Genomic DNA, 16,896 nt, shown 5'->3' with positions numbered 1-16,896 from the left:
GAGATCAGCTGTGCGCGGTTTCCTTCATCAACAGGGCGGTGGCAGCAGAAAGCAGGCAACCCGCCAGCAGATAAATCGCCACGCTATGCCAGTTACCGCCGGAGAACGTCACCAGCGCGGCGGCGATAAACGGCGTAAACCCGCCGCCGACCACGCTCGCCACCTGATATCCCACGCCCGCGCCGCTGTAGCGGTAGCTTGCGCCAAACAGCTCGGTGAACATTGGCTGCTGCACGCAGACCACCATGTCGTGAGCGATGTTCGCAAGCATGATCGCGAAGAAGACAATCCAGAAGACCGACTGTGCCTCCAGCGCCATAAAGAACGGCCAGGCGCTAAGTGTGCCGATGAGCGCGCCCGTGATATACACCCGTCGACGGCCAAAGCGATCCGCCAGCCAGGCGAAGCAGGGGATGGTCAGGCAGCTGATCCCGCCCACCACCAGGCCAATATTCAGGAACAATTCCCGCGGCAGGCCGAGGTTTTGCGTGGAATAGTTGAGGGCAAAGGCGGTGACGATATACATCGTCAGCAGTTCGCACAGGCGCAGGGCGATAATTTTCAGAAAAGCGCCAGGGTGCTGCACCAGCGCTTCCATTACCGGCAGCCGTTTTTTGGCGACCGGTTTTTCGCGCTGCTGCCGCTCAAACTCAGCCGACTCTTCCATGCCGTTACGGATCCACAGGGCCACCACGACCAGCACAATGCTGAAGATAAACGGAATACGCCAGCCCCAGCTCAGGAACTGCTCGTCTGTCGTGAGCTGGCTTATTAGCGACACCAGACCCGTGGAGAGCAGCAGACCCACGCCATAACCTACCTGCACGCCGCTGCTGTAGAACGCTTTCTTGTTCTTCGGCGCGCTTTCCACGGACAGCAATGCTGCGCCGCCCCATTCGCCGCCAACGGCAAAGCCCTGAATGGCGCGCAGCGTCACCAGCAACACCGGGGCCCACCAGCCAATCGATGCAAAGGAGGGCAAAATACCGATTAGCGCGGTGGCAATACCCATCATCCACACGGTGAGCATCAGCATACGTTTACGGCCAAGGCGATCGCCGATGTGGCCGAAAATTATCCCGCCCAGCGGACGAAACAGAAAACCGACGCCGAAGGTGGCAAACGCAGCAAGCGTACCCATGGCGGGGCTGATCTGGGGAAAGAATTCACGGTTAAAGACCAGCGCAGCGGTAATACCGTAGAGCAGAAAGTCATACCAGTCGACGACGGCGCCTGCGAAGCTACCTAAAGCGGCGCGGCGGGCGCGGTTAAGCGAAGGTGTCTCCTCGTTGCGGCGAGCGGAGATAAGGGTGGAGTCCATAGTTGTCCTGTCTGTACTGATTTTTAATTATTGGTATAAGAAAAGGTCACTCACATCACGGCCGTCATATTGGCGGAACGTATGAGACTACCGCGACACGCGGCCTGAGAAAACGTTTTTATCTTTCCTGAAAGCGCAGAATAAATAAATTTCATCTTATCGGGCGACAACATAAATCAGCCTGTTTGGCTCCGGTTAGGGCTGAATGGTTTACAGTAATAATGATCGCTGTGTGACGTAAGCTGAGGGAATAACGATGCAACGCCTCTTTCCTGCACTGTGGGTAGTCCTGTTTTTAGTCGTATCTCCGCTGCATGCGGAGCAGAAAGTCTATGGCGAACAGCGTATTCATCGCTGGTGGGATGCAGTAACGGACGATATTGCGCAAACCTGGGAACAGCCGGATCGTTACGATCTCTACCTTCCGTTTTTGAGCTGGCATGCACGCTTCATGTATGACAAAGAGAAAACGGATAATTACAACGAAATGCCGTGGGGCGGGGGGCTGGGCGTGTCTCGCTACAACGACGAGGGCAACTGGAGCGCGCTGTTTGCCATGATGTTTAAAGATTCCCACAACGAGTGGCAGCCCGCGATGGGTTACGGCTGGGAGAAGGGGTGGTATCTGGATAACGCAAAAGATTTCCGTCTGGGGCTGGGGGCCGCCGCGGGGATCACCGCGCGCGACGACTTTGCCAACTATGTCCCGCTGCCGTTTATCTTCCCGCTTTTCTCAGCCGGATATAAGCGCGTCACCGTCCAGTTCACCTATATTCCCGGGACCTACAACAACGGCAACGTGCTGTTTGCCTGGCTGCGCCTGGGCTTTTAGAGGGTGATCACTTTTTTGGCCACTGTGTTGGACAGGATCAGCAGCGAAAACAGGACCGACGTAACAAACGTAAGCACAATCAGAGCAAGTTTGGTGCTCAGGGACGTCACCGGAATGAGCGCGGTCAGCAGGTGAAACACCGAGTAGTGCATGATATAGACCCCGGTCATCGTTTTGCTAATGGCGGCCAGCACGGACTCTTTAAACTCCGCATTGCGGCGAAACCGCACGCCATTTGCCGCAATCACCAGGGCAATAATCAGAATGTAAATTTGCGATCCGGTGAGGATAAAGGCGTTTCTGTCTGCTTTAAATAGCGCAAAAAAGAAGTGCCGTTCGTAAAACCATGTGAAGAGATAGATAAACGGTATCGCAATCACCGCGGCCCTGACCACGTTTTTGCGGCCGATCCACGCCGCGATCTGCGGATCGCAAAAGAGCTGGCCTGTCAGATAAAACAGCAGCCACGTCCACAGGCGATACTGCGGCGACAATGAAAGGACGTGGGCATCAGGATAGAGGGCCGACAGCAAATCGTACCCGTAAGAGAAAAGCAGCAGGGCGGCAATCACCCCGCAAAAGAGCATTCGTCGCTGGCTGAGCCGCTCCACCACCGGGTGAAACGTGTAAATCACGATAAACGCGAACACGAACCAGGGCTGGATCAGATATCCGCGCTGATAGGGTTCCCACAGGTAGTAAATCGTTACCCAGAACAGAAAGACGATCACCAGGCGTTTGATCTTATCCAGTTGCCAGCGCGTGCCGTGTCGGGATTGCCCGTCCAGATACCCTGCAACCACAAAAAATAACGGCGTGGCGATGGTCGAAATGAAGGTTAAAAAACCGAGGATCCAGTGATAGTCATAATCGTAATGATCCCAGGTGTTGTAGATGGTGAAAAAGGTAACCGCCGTCATACAGCCCAGCGTCTTGATGATATTCAGCCCTGTCGCATTCATTGTTGTTCAGCTTTGTCCTTACGATGGAAACACGCGTAAATTACGGGGAGTACCAGCAGCGTCAGGATTGTAGCAAACCCAAGCCCAAACATAATCACAACGGCCATGCTCTGGAAGAACACATCCAGCAGCAGGGGGGCGAGGCCGAGTACGGTCGTAAAGGCGGTGAGGAGGATGGGACGCAGGCGCGACGTGGCGGCGTAAACGATCGCACTGTGCTGATCCTGCTGCGCTTTCTGCTGCTCTATCTCTTCCACCAGCACAATGCCGTTGCGGATCAGCATCCCGCTCAGGCTCAGCAGGCCAATCAACGCCATAAAGCCAAAGGGGATGCCGGTAATTAAAAACCCCGGCGTCACGCCGATCAGCGCCAGCGGCACGGTCAGCCAGATAGCGACGGCGTTTTTCACCGAACTGAACATCAGCACCGTGATCACAAACATCACCAGATACCCGATCGGCAGCGTGGTAAATAGCCCCTGCTGCGCTTCGCTGGAATTCTCCGCGTCCCCGCCCCACTCAATGCTGTAGCCGTGAGGCAGAGGCAGGGCATCTATTTGCGGCTTCACGCGGGCGAGAATATCGCCGGACGTTTGCTGGCTTAGCGGGTCAGGGTCGGTCTGCACGGTCAGCACGCGCGAGCGGTCGCGACGCAGGATCAGCGGATCTTCCCACTCCAGCGCGAAGCCGCTGACGACGTTGCTCAGCGGAATATACTGCTGCCGGGTCTGGCTCCAGACCAGGACGTTGTTCAGGTGGTTGGCGTCCAGCCGCTCGCTTTCCGGCGGGCGCACCACCACGGGTAACAGATCGCTTCCTTCTCTGTACAGGCCTGCCCGGCTGCCGGAGAAATTCATCTCCAGTGCGTTATCGACGTCCTGCTTATCCACGCCAAGCTCACGTCCGAGCGCGGTGACGTACTGCGGGCGGATCACTTTGCTGCGGTTTTGCCAGTCGTTCCTGACGCTGTCCGTCGCCGGATCGCGCGTAAGAATGTTGTCTACCTGGCTGGCGATCAGACGCAGCCTGTCGGGATCGGGGCCTTTAATACGCACTTCAATAGCGCTGTCGCCGGAGGGGCCAAACATCACCCGCTTCGTGCTGGCGTTAACCTGCGGATAGTTCCGGGCGATGTACTCATCAACGTGGCGGGTCAGGGCGGGGATGTTACGCTGGTCGTCCATTCTCACCATGATTTGCGCATAGTTGCTGTACTGCCGCTGTCCGCTGTAGGTCAAAATAAATCGCATACTTCCCTGACCAATCGTCGAGACCGTGGTTTCCACGCCAGGCTGGCCGTTAATGGTTTTCTCGATATCACTGGTCATCTTCTCGGTCCATTTAATGTCGGTACCGTAAGGGAGCCAGAGGTCGACAAAGAAAATCGGCGTGCTGGAGGAGGGGAAGAAGTTCTGCCGCACCGAGCCAAAGCCCCAGATGGCGGCTGCCAGCAGTGCGGCCATCACCACCAGCGTTGGCGCTTTACGCCGTAACAGCGCGTTGAGCACCGCCTGATAGATCCGATAGATGCGTTTGTCATAGGGATCCGTTTCGTCAGCCTCTGGCGGCGCAGCGTCCCGTTTAAACAGCCACCATTTGATCAGCACCGGTGTAATGGTGAGGGCAGAGAACCAGCTCAGCATGAGCGAAATCAGCAGAACCTGAAACAGCGACTTACAGTATTCGCCGGTAGAGTCCTGCGACAGCCCTACGGGCGCAAAGGCCAGGATGGCGATCACCGTCGCACCCAGCAGCGGCAGCGCAGAACGGCGAATAATGTTGCTAATGGCGTTCATCAGGGACGAGCCCTGCTGCCGGGCTATCAGTACCCCTTCGACAATAACAATGGCATTGTCAACCAGCATGCTGAGGGCGATGATCAGCGCGCCCAGTGAAATGCGCTGTAGTTCAATACCCCAGAGATACATGATCAGCAGCGTACCCAGCACATTAAGCGCGAGGGAAAAGGCGATAATGATCCCGCTGCGTAAGCCCATAAAGATCAGCAACACACCGACGACAATCGCCAGCGCCATCACGAAATTAATGATAAATCCGTTGACGGAATGCCCGACCTCCGCCGCCTGATCGTAAAACAGGTCGATGTGGATACCTGCCGGTTTCTCGGCTGACATCTGCTCAAGCTTCGCCTCCAGGGCATCTCCCACGTCGATCACGTTAACGCCGGGGATAAAGGAGACGCCCATGGTGACGGCTTCTTTGCCGTTGGCATGGTAGATGCTGGCAGGGGAGGCATCCAGCCCGCGTGACAGGGTGGCAATATCCCGTAAGCGGGTAGCAGCCCCAACGCCCGGCGGGGTCACGATGAGATCGGCCAGCTCGTCAATACTTTCGAATTCACCGGTAGGATGCAGACGAATTGACTCGGTACCGGAGGGGATCTCTCCCGCGCTGGAGACCACGTTCAGCCTGCTGAGCTGGGCAGAAAGCTGGTTCAGCGTTATCCCGCGCGCGGCCATTTTGCTCAGAGAAATATCCACGTTAATCTGCTGGGTGAGGGCTCCGCCGATGGCCACTTTGCCCACGCCTGGCACGAGGACCAACTCCCGGCGCAGCTGCTCGGCATACCGGACCAGTTCCGGATTGCTGAATTCATCGCCGGAAATGGCAAAGAAAAAGCCGAACACATCGCCAAAATCGTCATTCACAAACGGGGTCACTACGCCGGGTGGAAACTGTCGGGCGGCATCACCCACCCGGCGACGCAGTTCATCCCAGATTTGCGGCAGCGCATTTGAGTGGTAGCGCGAGGCTATATTGACCGTAATCTGCGACAGGCCGCTGGAGGAGATGGAGCTGACGTTATCCAGGTAAGGTAATTGCTGAAGCGCGTTTTCCAGCGGCAGGGTGACCTCTTCCTCAACCTGCTGCGCCGACGCGCCCGGATAATGGGTGATCACCACCGCCGTTTTGATGGTAAACGCCGGATCTTCCAGTCTGCCGATGTTCAACAGGGCAATAATGCCACCTACGCCCAGCAGCAAAATCGTCAGCCAGACGCGAACCGGGTTGCTGATAAACTGACGAGAGATATCCATTATAGTCCCCGTTCACGCGTCCAGATACGTACCGGCTGGTTGGGATGTAACTCCCCAACGCCTGCGGCCACCACGCGTTCACCCGCCTTAAGCCCACCGACGATGATGACCCCCTCAGCGCTGACTTGCCCCACGCTGACCTTACGATCTTCAAGGTGCAACGTATCGCCTTCGCCCGTCACCACCCAGACGTGTGGCTCATTGCGCGGGCGGTTATCCGGGTTAAAGACCGCTTCAACCGGCACCACCAGCGCCTCACTGCCCACGCCCGCCGGTAGGTTGGTTAAATTGATGGTGACCGTTCCGCTGACGCCGCCCACGACGGGAAAATCATCCGGGCGGGGCATGGTTAAAATTACCTGCCAGGTCAAAGTGTTGCTGTCGCTACTGCCTGAGTGCTCTTTGTACACAGCGGTAAACTCGCGACCGGGCAGGGCGTTGATCCTCACTACCGGTTTGTATTGCGCATTGCGAATATCGAAGGTGTTAAACAGGTTCTCTGGAAGGCTGAACACCACGTCCAGCAGATCGGTACGGGTCAATGTGACGACGGGCTGGCCGGCTGAGACGACCTGATGGTTTCGCACATGTACGCTGGCCGCTGTCCCGCTAAAGGGGGCGACGAGCGTCATCTGACTCAATTCTTCGCGTGCAATCTGAAGCGCGGCGTTTGCAGAATCGCGGTTTGCGCGCTGGACATCCATCTCGGCCTTCGACACGGCCTGGCGTCCTGCCAGGGTCTGGAAGCGGTCGAATTGCCGCTGAGCCAGGGTCGCCGCCGTTTGCCTGTCGTTCAGACGCTGCCGGGCTTCGCGATCGTTAAGACTGGCGAGCCGTTGCCCCTGTTTGACAACGGCACCCTGGCGAATGTCCAGGGTCTCAATCTGCCCGGCACGTTTGAACGCAAGATCCGTGGCGTCGCCGGATTCGATACGGGCGGGAAAGACGCGCTGCTGCGCGTTGCCAGCCTTCACCACCTCTGCGACTTTTACCATTTTCGGCAGGGGCGCGGCGCGGTCGGATTTCGGATCGCACGCCGTCAGCAGCAATAAAACAGCAGGCAGAAGAGAGAGGTAGCGCTTCACAGTATTCCCCTGATAATAATTGTTTTATTTATTTCGTCATCAATGCTGGGGTGGCGCTATTCTGCCAGGGCCGAGACGACCACATAGGTAAATAAACCGATTGCTGTGCTGGCGATAATGGCGAGCGCAATAAACAAACCAAGGCGAATCAGGCTTAAACCGTACATGCATTCCTCCATGAGGTTGAAGGTGGCGCGGGATAAAGAGAATGAACGTATTGCATGCCTGACTATGAGCATAGTCGGTGAATAAATAAATGTTAAATAACCATTATTAGTGGCGTGACATACTCAGGCTATACAAGCGTTACGATAGCGTATCCCCTTTGAATAACATCCTGATATTCCTGTGCTACGTTTAATAGCATCCATTCCTTTTTTCCGTAAAAGGCATTCACGCCTGTACCCATGGGGTTGATGCGATCTCTCCTGATTCACTCACTGTTGTGTTGGTTATAAAAAGGATGCTTGATATGTATAAAACGATTCTGGTGCCGGTGGATGTATACGAAACAGCGTTGTCTGATAAAGCGCTACAGCATGCCCAATTCCTGGCGCAAAGCGCATCGGGTAATGTCCATCTGCTGTACGTTATGCCAAAGTTCTCGGCGGAACTGACCCGCGGTTTTATTGCAGACGCGAGAAAGATGGATGAATATATGATTAATAATGCTAAAGAAAAACTGGCTGCGCTGGTAAAAAAAATCAACCTGCCGGAAGCAAATGTCCATCTGCATGTTCGCAGCGGGAATATACGTGATGAGGTAATCAAACTGGCGGATGAACTTAACGTCGGTGCGATTATTGTGGGATCGCGTAATCCCAATATTCAAACCCATTTATTAGGGTCAGAGGCGGCGAGTATCGTTCGTTATGCGCATGTTCCTGTTTTCGTTATTCGTTAATGACATGAAAGCAAGGTGATTTCTGAAAAGAACCCGAGGAAGGAACGATGAAAACAGAAAAGCCTCACCGCCCGTATTATCAACAGACCGTTGATGAAACCCTGACAAATATCCAATCCAGCCTCGACGGACTTAGCAGTACAGAAGCCACCGCCAGGCTGGAAAAATACGGCGAAAACGCCTTACCGCAAAAACCGGGTAAACCTGGCTGGCTGCGCTTTCTGGCCCATTTCAACGATGTCCTTATTTACGTCCTTCTGGCGGCGGCGCTGCTGAAGCTGATAATGGGACACTGGGTGGATATGTTTGTCATTCTTGGGGTGGCTATCATTAACGCCCTGATTGGCCATATTCAGGAGAGCAATGCGGAGAAGTCGCTACAAAGCATTCGTAATATGCTCTCCAGCGAGGCTGTGGTCATCCGGCAGGGCAACCATGAAACTATCCCGACGACAGCGCTGGTGCCCGGAGATATCGTCGTGATACGCGCCGGGGATCGCATTCCTGCCGATCTTCGCGTGATAGAGGCGCACAACCTGCGGGTGGAAGAAGCTATTCTCACCGGCGAATCCACGGTAGTGGAGAAAAGCAGCGATGTGCTCAGCGGCGAACTCCCGTTAGGTGACCGTTACAATCTGCTGTATTCGGGCACCACCGTCAGCTCCGGCGGGGGAAAAGGGCTGGTGGTGGCAACCGGTGGGGAGACCGAACTCGGCCATATCAACCAGATGATGTCAGACATTGAAAAACACCGTACCCCGTTGATGGTGCAAATGGATAAGCTCGGAAAGACCATTTTTATCACCATTCTGGTGATGATGCTGGCGCTGTTCGTTTTCAGCCTCATCTTCCGCGATATGCCCGTTTCAGAGCTGGTGCTGTCGCTGATTAGCCTTGCGGTGGCGGCGGTGCCGGAAGGATTACCGGCCATTATCTCGATCATCCTCTCGCTGGGCGTGCAGGCGATGGCGCGTCGCAAGGCGATTATTCGCAAGCTGCCTACCGTGGAAACGCTGGGGGCGATGACGGTTATCTGCTCGGATAAAACCGGCACCCTGACCATGAATGAGATGACGGTAAAAGCGGTGATTACCGCGGACACCACCTACCGCGTCGAGGGAGACAGTTACGAACCGGTGGGCGCTATTCACCCTGTTGACGATCCAACACCGGTCACCGTGACCCAGGGGTCTGTGCTTGAGCGCTATCTGCGCACCGTCGATCTCTGTAATGACAGCCAGCTGATCAAAGATGAGCAAAGGCTGTGGAAAATCACCGGCGGGCCAACCGAAGGCGCGCTGAAGGTGCTGGCGGCCAAAATCCCGCTTCCGACAATTGACGCCGAATTGCGCAGTAAAATCCCATTCGATTCGCAATATAAATACATGTCCACCCTTTATCGCCTGGGCGACGAAGAGGTGATGTTAATCACCGGTGCGCCGGACGTCCTTTTCCGTCTTTGCCAGCACCAGCAGACCCAAAACGGGCTGGAGCCGTTCAACCTGCACTATTGGGAAGAGAAGATTGAAGAGTATGCGCGCGAGGGATTGCGCATGGTGGCTGCGGCCTGGAAACCGGCCGCCAGCGGGCAGCGCGAGCTGACACATGCGGATCTGCAAGAGGGGGTCATACTGCTCGGCATTGCGGGCATGATGGATCCCCCGCGCCCGGAAGCCATTTCGGCCATTGCCGACTGCTTGCAGGCGGGCATTCGCGTGAAAATGATTACCGGGGATCATCCACAAACGGCGATGAGCATTGGACAGATGCTGGGTATTGGCAACGCGGCGAGCGCCATTACCGGGCGCGAGCTGGAGGCGATGGACGACCACCAGCTGAGCGAGGCGGCGCAAAAATACGATATCTTTGCCCGAACCAGCCCGGAAGATAAATTCCGCCTGGTGCAGGCGCTGCAAAGTAAGCAGGAAGTGGTCGGAATGACCGGGGACGGGGTGAACGATGCGCCTGCGCTGAAGCGGGCGGATGTCGGCATCGCGATGGGGATCAAAGGTACTGAAGTCACCAAAGAAGCCGCCGATATGGTGTTAACGGATGATAACTTTGCCACCATTGCCCGGGCGGTCCATGAAGGGCGTCGGGTCTACGACAACCTGAAAAAGACCATTTTGTTCGTTATCCCGAGCAACATCGCCCAGGCCCTGCTGATCATTATTGCCCTGCTGGCGGGGAACCTGATCCCGTTAACACCGGTACTGATCCTGTGGATGAACATGGCAACCTCGGCAACGCTGTCGTTTGGCCTGGCGTTTGAAGCGGGTGAGAAGGACATCATGAACCGGCCGCCGCGTAAGTCTAACCTGCATGTGATGGACGGATATGCCATCTGGCGAGTGGTGTTTGTCGGACTGATGATTGCCATCAGCGCCTTTGTGCTGGAGGCCTGGCTGCAACCACGCGGTTACTCGCCGGAGTTCATCCGCACCGTGTTGCTGCAAACGCTGGTCACCGCCCAGTGGTTTTACATGCTCAACTGCCGCGTCACCGACGGTTTCTCCCTGAGTAAAGGTCTGCTGGCTAATAAGGGGATATGGATCGTGAGCGGCGTACTTCTGGCCCTTCAGCTTCTGATCATCTATGCGCCGTTCATGCAAATGCTGTTCGGTACCGAAGCGCTACCGTTCCGCTACTGGATCATTACCTTCCTGATTGGGTTTGCGATGTTCATGATTGTTGAAGCAGAAAAAGTCCTTACCCGGAGATGGCGCACGACGAAAAGATGACTGAATGAGCAGGCTAAGCCTGCCCACCGGCAGGCTTTCTCTTTGACTGAGTACAGAACACTATGATTCGATTTGCCTCGTTCGTTTTTACGCTTGGTATTCTGGTTCCCGCTGCATCTGCTGTAACCTACCCCCTCCCTCCCGAGGGCAGCCGCCTGGTGGGGGCGCCGATCACCATCACCGTGCCTGAGGGCAATACTCTGCCGCTCGAAGCGTTTGCAGCGCAGCACGGACAGGGGTTGAGCAATATGCTGGAAGCCAACCCGGGGGTGGATCCGTTTTTACCGCGAGCCGGAACACAGCTTGCGGTGCCGCAGCAGCTTATTCTGCCGCCAACGGTGCGCGAGGGAATTGTGGTGAACGTCGCGGAAATGCGACTTTACTATTATCCACCCGGCAGCAACACGGTTGAGGTGCTGCCTATTGGCATCGGTCAGGCCGGGCGCGAAACGCCGCGTAACTGGGTAACCGCCGTTGAGCGCAAACAGGAAGGCCCAACCTGGTCACCCACGCCAAATACGCGACGCGCTTACGCGAAGGAAGGGAAAACGTTGCCCGCGTTCGTTCCCGCCGGGCCGGATAACCCGATGGGGCTGTATGCCCTTTATATCGGCAGGCTGTACGCGATCCACGGTACCAACTCAAATTTCGGCATTGGTCTGCGCGTCAGCCAGGGCTGCATTCGCCTGCGTAATAACGATATCAAATACCTGTTCGATAACGTTTCGGTGGGGACGCGGGTACAGCTTATCGATCAGCCCGTAAAAGTGACCACGGAGCCGGACGGTAGCCGTTGGGTAGAGGTTCACGAGCCGCTTTCACGCAATCGCGCGGAATTTGAATCGACAAATAAGGTGCCGCTGCCCATTTCAGCCGCACAAAGGACGCAGCTGATAAGTGAAGGGGCGGGCGCTGAACTGGAACGGCGGTCGGGGATGCCGGTGAAGCTTGCTATGACTGGTAGCGCTTCGCTTGCCGGGCCTTGAGTACCGTAGCTCGGGTAAGCGGAGCGCCACCCGACAAACTTACCGAACGCAGAAAAGCAAAAAGCCTGCTTTAAAAGCAGGCTTTTCAAATTTGGCTCCTCTGACTGGACTCGAACCAGTGACATACGGATTAACAGTCCGCCGTTCTACCGACTGAACTACAGAGGAATCGTGTGAACGGGGCGCATATTATCGACCTCCGTACGCCTTGTCAAAGGATGTATCGCCCACTTCAGACTGTTTGCTGACAAAACCAGCAAAGTGACGTTTTTGCCAACGGAATGCACCATTATTGTGCAGATATACCCCGAATGGGGCAGATCGGAAACCGTTGTCCCCGTCTCAAAACAGGCATCAGTGATTGGCTTTCCTTATTTTCAGCCGCTTAGCAGAGACATACACCCGCTGCAAAAAACTGGCATCCATATTGCAAAACCTGTTTAACAACACAGCCGTTACCGGCACGCTATTTTCGAACAGGGGGCAACATGAACTTAAGACGACTGAAATACTTCGTAAAAATCGTCGATATCGGCAGCCTGACCCAGGCGGCTGAAGTGCTGCATATCGCGCAGCCTGCGCTGAGCCAGCAGGTCGCGACTCTGGAAGGCGAAATGGACCAGCAACTGTTGATCCGCACCAAGCGCGGCGTAACGCCTACCGAAGCGGGAAAAATTTTATATACCCATGCCCGCACGATCCTGCGTCAGTGTGAACAGGCGCAGCTGGCCGTGCACAATGTGGGTCAGACCCTGAGTGGCCATGTCTCCATCGGGCTGGCGCCGGGAACGGCCGCATCGTCGGTAACCATGCCGCTGCTTCAGGCGGTGCGCGCAGAGCTACCGGAAGTGCTGGTTTATCTGCATGAGAACAGTGGTTCCGTGCTCAATGACAAACTGCTCAACGGTCAGCTGGATATGGCGGTGCTGTACGATCGCTCCCCGGTTGCCGGGATCACCAGCCAGCCGCTGCTGAAGGAAGATCTTTATCTGGTCGGTACCCGTGATTGCCCTGGCCAGAGCATTGATTTAACCGCTGTGGCAGAGATGAACCTGTTTCTGCCGCGCGACTACAGTGCCGTGCGCGTGCGCGTTGACGAAGCGTTCTCGCTGCGCCGTCTGACGGCGAAGATCATCGGCGAGATTGACTCCATCTCCACGCTGACTGCCGCCATTGCCAGCGGCATGGGTGTAACGGTTCTGCCCGAGTCTGCCGCACGTTCACTGTGCAGCGCGGCAAACGGCTGGATGGCGCGTATCACCACGCCATCCATGAGCTTACCGCTGTCGTTAAATATGTCCGCGCGCGGCTCCCTGTCACCGCAGGCGCAGGCGGTGAAAGAGATCCTGATGTCTCTGGTCAGTAAGCCGTCGCTGGAAAATCGCGAGCTGCAACTGGTCAGCTGATATTCCAAATAAGCATAAGATGCTGGTTTTTATTATTTGTTCTCCAGCCCGGCTGACTCTAACAATAGCCTTATGTCAGATGCGCCGGAGTGAATTGTGAATTTCCAGCAACTTAAAATTATTCGTGAGGCGGCCAGGCGGGATTACAACCTGACCGAAGTCGCCAATATGCTTTACACCTCTCAGTCGGGCGTCAGCCGGCATATCCGCGAGCTGGAGGAGGAGTTAGGCATTGAGATTTTTATCCGTCGCGGCAAGCGCCTGCTGGGTATGACCGAGCCAGGCAAGGCATTGCTGACCATCGCTGAGCGCATTCTCAACGAGGCCAGCAACGTTCGCCGGCTGGCGGATCTCTTTACCAACGACGCTTCCGGTGTGCTGACTATCGCCACCACCCATACACAGGCGCGCTACAGTCTTCCGACGGTTATCAAAGCATTTCGTGAGATCTTCCCGGACGTACGTCTCGAACTGATCCAGGGCACGCCGCAGGAAATCGAAGTGCTGCTGCATAACGGCGGAGCCGATATCGGTATCGCCAGTGAACGGCTGAGCAACGACCCGCTGCTGGTGGCGTTCCCGTGGTTCCGCTGGCACCACAGCCTGCTGTTACCCGCCGATCACCCGCTGAATCAGGTTTCGCCGTTGACGCTGGAAGAGATCGTCAAATGGCCGCTGATTACCTACCGGCAGGGCATTACCGGGCGCTCGCGCATTGATGAAGCGTTCAAGCGTAAAGGGCTCACGCCGGACGTGGTGCTGAGCGCGCAGGATTCCGACGTGATCAAAACCTACGTCGAGTTAGGGCTGGGGATTGGCCTGGTGGCCGAGCAGTCTGGCGGAGAATATGAGGCCGGAAATCTGGTGCGTCTGGATACGCGTCACCTGTTCGATGCGAATACCGTCTGGCTGGGGCTAAAGCGCGGGCAGCTTCAGCGTAACTACGTGTGGCGTTTTATTGAGCTATGCAACGCGGGGCTGTCGGTGGATGAGATCAAACGCCAGGTGATGGAGCCGGAAGAGGTGGCGATTGATTATCAGATTTAGTTGCTAATCAGTAGGCCGGGTAAGGCGCAGCCGCCACCCGGCAAATTTACCGAACCCACAAAAGCAAAAAGCCTGCTTTAAAAGCAGGCTTTTCAAATTTGGCTCCTCTGACTGGACTCGAACCAGTGACATACGGATTAACAGTCCGCCGTTCTACCGACTGAACTACAGAGGAATCGTGTGAACGAGGCGCATATTATCGACCTGCGTGCGCCTTGTCAAAGGGGAAAACACCGTTTTTGTTCGTTTGCCGACAATTTCAGCAAACCGATGATTTAATAGCAAATTTGCTTTCAAATTGCACAGCAAATCGCGCCGCCCGCAGACAGGCGGCGCGCAGGATCAGAACAGAACGGAGTAGTTCAGACCAAACGTACGTCCACGGCCTTTATAAGTATAAAGACCCGGTGCGCCGTAGGTTGGGCTATACAGCCCCGGTGCGCGCTGGCCCCAGGCGGTGGTGTAGTCTTTGTCCAGCAGGTTCTCCACGCTGAAGCTGACTTTGCCCACCGGCAGGGCGTAGCTACCCAGGAAATCAACGGTGTTATAGCCATCAATCTTCTTACCGTCGGCGTCAGACACGTCAAAGGTTTGTGTGCTCTGCACGCGTAGCGTCCAGTCGCCCGGCGCCCAGTTGACCCATGCGCTGGCTTTAGACGGGCTGGCGCTGTCGACCGTCAGCTTCTCCCATTTCCCGTTTTCACGCGTTTCGGACTTGATGGCGTTAAAGTTCGCCCCGGTGCTCCAGTCGCTGTCGGTGAAGAAATAGTCCACCTGGCCTTCAACCCCATAGATACGACGTTTGTCGTCCTCCAGGTTGATGGTCATGTCGCTCTTGTTGATGGTGATGGTTTTATCCGAGAGCGAGTAGTATGCCGCCACCTGGGTACGCAGGTTATCGCCGGTGAAGCGCCAGCCGAGCTCGTAAGCATTGACCTTAATCCCGTCCAGCGTTGAGTCGTTCACATTGACGCTGTTTTGCAGACGATAGTGACCATCGACCAGCTGATAGGTGCCGGAGCCGTAGTACTTCGCCAGGTCCGGGATCTCGAAGCCCTGGGAGAAGTTAAACCACAGCTGTTGCTGTTCGGTCAGACGTCCAAGGATCCCGGCGTTAAACAGGAAGTTGTTGTAGTCGGTTTTCCCGCCCGGCACCGCGTCAGCGGAGGTGGCTTTGCCCGTGGCGATTGCCTGCTGCTGGGCGTAACCGACAAAATCGTCCACCTTGTTTTCGGTGTACTGATAACGCACGCCGCCGCTCAGGGTGATGGCGTCAATGTCATAGCTGGCTTGCAGGAACGGCGCGAGGTTGGTAATGCTGTAACCCGGATAACGGCCCACGTTGTAGGCATTGTCCAGCTCCATGCCGCCGCTCGCCGCCGCTTTGCTTAAGTCGAAGAACTGCTGGTTGGCATCGAACGTTTCATGGTCGGCATCCACGCCCCAGGTGAGGGTCAGGTCGTCCATCGGCTTGCTGTTCAGCGTCAGCTTGCCGCCGTAAAAATCGGTTTTCTGCTGGGACGCGCCAATGCTGGTCACCGCGCCTTTGCTCAGCGTCGGGAACGGGTAGTAGGTCAGACTCTCATCACGGTAGTAAATCTGCGCAACCAGATCCTGACCCCAGAAATCGGTGTTCGAGTATTGCAGGTTGATCAGGTGACGCTCTGTGCCCGGGATACGGTCAGAGTTCAGGTTGTCTTTGTTATAGGCTTTGGCATCGCCCGTGACCGCAGCGAAATTCTCCCCAAGGAACAGGCCGTGCTTGCCGTCAGATTCGCTCTTGTAGTACTGCGTGGTTAACTGGAGCTGCTGATGATCGTCGATGTTGATGGTGCCTGTCCCCATCACGTCGATACGGTCGGAATACTGCAAGCCGGTCTGGGTGTTATCGATAATCACCTCGTCGCCGTTGCCGTCATACCAGCCGCCGTAGCGCTGATAGGAGACCGACAGACGACCAGAGGCGTTGTCATTGCCGCCGCTCACGGCTGCGGAGACGTTCTCATCATGGTCGTTATGGCTGTTAAACCCGCTTTTTGCCCCGGTCTGGAACTCCACTTCGGTCTCCGGCTGGCCTTTTTTGGTGACGATGTTCACCAGCCCGCCGGTACTGCCGCCGCCGTACAGCGAGGTGGCGCCGGAGATCACTTCGATGCGGTCAATGTTGAACGGATCGATAGAGTCGAGCTGGCGGCTGTCGCTGCGGGACGAGTTCAGACGTACGCCGTCCACCATCACCATCATGGAGCGACCGCGCAGGTTCATGCCGTAGTTGGTACGTCCCTGGCTGCTGACGTCCATGCCGGGGATCAGCTGGGCCAGAACGTCTTTAATCTCTTTCCCGCCCTGAACCTGCTGCTCAATTTCCGCCCGCTCAATAACCCAGGTGGTTTGCGCCATCTCTGCGACGCTGCGATGTGCCCGGCTGGCGGAGACCACAATATCTTCTTCCTTTTGTTCTTCCGCCCACGCAGAGGTAGAAAGCATGGCAAGCAAGCACGGATTTAAAACCCAAAGATGAGAACGTTTCATTGTTATGTTGATCCTGAATGT

Annotated in this window: 11 protein-coding genes and 2 tRNA genes; 6 read left to right on the top strand and 7 right to left on the bottom strand. The window is 56.0% G+C overall.

Going from position 1 to position 16,896, the window contains the following annotated elements; genetic code table 11:
* Window positions 1–4: 4 nt before the first annotated feature.
* Window positions 5–1,321: a shikimate transporter gene (shiA, locus tag SK47_RS13775; RefSeq protein ID WP_048244513.1), complete on the bottom strand. Its 1,317-nt coding sequence runs from the start codon at window positions 1,319–1,321 to the stop codon at window positions 5–7.
* Between the two features lie 256 nt (window positions 1,322–1,577).
* On the opposite strand from shiA, the gene pagP reads away from it, so the two are divergent.
* Window positions 1,578–2,153 (top strand): lipid IV(A) palmitoyltransferase PagP, encoded by a 576-nt coding sequence (gene pagP / locus SK47_RS13770; RefSeq protein ID WP_032609626.1) that lies wholly within the window; start codon window positions 1,578–1,580, stop codon window positions 2,151–2,153.
* Here the strand turns inward: pagP and SK47_RS13765 are convergent.
* The 3 genes from SK47_RS13765 to SK47_RS13755 are packed head-to-tail and all read right to left on the bottom strand — an operon-like array spanning window position 2,150 to window position 7,259.
* On the bottom strand, window positions 2,150–3,115 hold the full coding sequence (locus SK47_RS13765) for an acyltransferase (RefSeq protein ID WP_047653421.1): 966 nt from the start codon (window positions 3,113–3,115) through the stop codon (window positions 2,150–2,152). The two genes, pagP and SK47_RS13765, sit on opposite strands and share 4 nt — an antisense overlap.
* Entirely contained in the window at window positions 3,112–6,174 is a 3,063-nt protein-coding gene (locus SK47_RS13760) for an efflux RND transporter permease subunit (protein ID WP_048244512.1), read from the bottom strand. The genes SK47_RS13765 and SK47_RS13760 overlap by 4 nt, the downstream gene beginning before the upstream one ends.
* Window positions 6,174–7,259 (bottom strand): efflux RND transporter periplasmic adaptor subunit, encoded by a 1,086-nt coding sequence (locus SK47_RS13755; RefSeq protein ID WP_023314437.1) that lies wholly within the window; start codon window positions 7,257–7,259, stop codon window positions 6,174–6,176. Before SK47_RS13755 ends, SK47_RS13760 begins: the two co-directional genes overlap by 1 nt.
* Window positions 7,260–7,731: 472 nt before the next feature.
* Here SK47_RS13755 and SK47_RS13750 point away from each other — a divergent pair, with 472 nt between their 5' ends.
* From SK47_RS13750 to ldtA, 3 genes are all read left to right on the top strand, one after another.
* Complete coding sequence (locus SK47_RS13750; protein WP_003859525.1) at window positions 7,732–8,163, top strand: universal stress protein; 432 nt, start codon at window positions 7,732–7,734, stop codon at window positions 8,161–8,163.
* A 47-nt stretch (window positions 8,164–8,210) separates the two neighbouring features.
* A complete protein-coding gene (locus tag SK47_RS13745) occupies window positions 8,211–10,904 on the top strand; it encodes a cation-transporting P-type ATPase (RefSeq protein WP_048244510.1) in 2,694 nt (897 codons plus the stop codon).
* A 62-nt stretch (window positions 10,905–10,966) separates the two neighbouring features.
* A complete protein-coding gene (gene ldtA, locus SK47_RS13740) occupies window positions 10,967–11,890 on the top strand; it encodes a L,D-transpeptidase (protein ID WP_032659287.1) in 924 nt (307 codons plus the stop codon).
* Window positions 11,891–11,982: 92 nt separating this feature from the next.
* On the opposite strand, the gene SK47_RS13735 is transcribed toward ldtA, so the two are convergent.
* Window positions 11,983–12,058, bottom strand: a tRNA-Asn gene (locus SK47_RS13735).
* Window positions 12,059–12,378: 320 nt separating this feature from the next.
* On the opposite strand from SK47_RS13735, the gene nac reads away from it, so the two are divergent.
* Window positions 12,379–13,296, top strand: coding sequence for a nitrogen assimilation transcriptional regulator NAC (gene nac, locus SK47_RS13730; protein ID WP_003859531.1), 918 nt, complete (start codon window positions 12,379–12,381; stop codon window positions 13,294–13,296).
* Between the two features lie 96 nt (window positions 13,297–13,392).
* The gene (gene cbl / locus SK47_RS13725) at window positions 13,393–14,343 is read left to right on the top strand and encodes an HTH-type transcriptional regulator Cbl (protein WP_003859532.1); all 951 of its coding nucleotides are present in this window, start codon (window positions 13,393–13,395) and stop codon (window positions 14,341–14,343) included.
* Between the two features lie 99 nt (window positions 14,344–14,442).
* Here cbl and SK47_RS13720 read toward each other — a convergent pair.
* Together SK47_RS13720 and SK47_RS13715 are read right to left on the bottom strand one after the other, a co-directional pair.
* Window positions 14,443–14,518, bottom strand: a tRNA-Asn gene (locus tag SK47_RS13720).
* A 167-nt stretch (window positions 14,519–14,685) separates the two neighbouring features.
* The gene (locus SK47_RS13715; protein ID WP_023324924.1) at window positions 14,686–16,875 is read right to left on the bottom strand and encodes a TonB-dependent siderophore receptor; all 2,190 of its coding nucleotides are present in this window, start codon (window positions 16,873–16,875) and stop codon (window positions 14,686–14,688) included.
* Between the last annotated feature and the right edge of the window lie 21 nt (window positions 16,876–16,896).

The organism is Enterobacter sp. BWH52, assembly GCF_001037565.1.
Classification (GTDB): Bacteria; Pseudomonadota; Gammaproteobacteria; order Enterobacterales; family Enterobacteriaceae; genus Enterobacter; species Enterobacter hormaechei_C.
The sequence above is the reverse complement of the archived record's forward strand: the minus strand, read 5'-3'. Positions and strand labels throughout refer to the sequence as shown.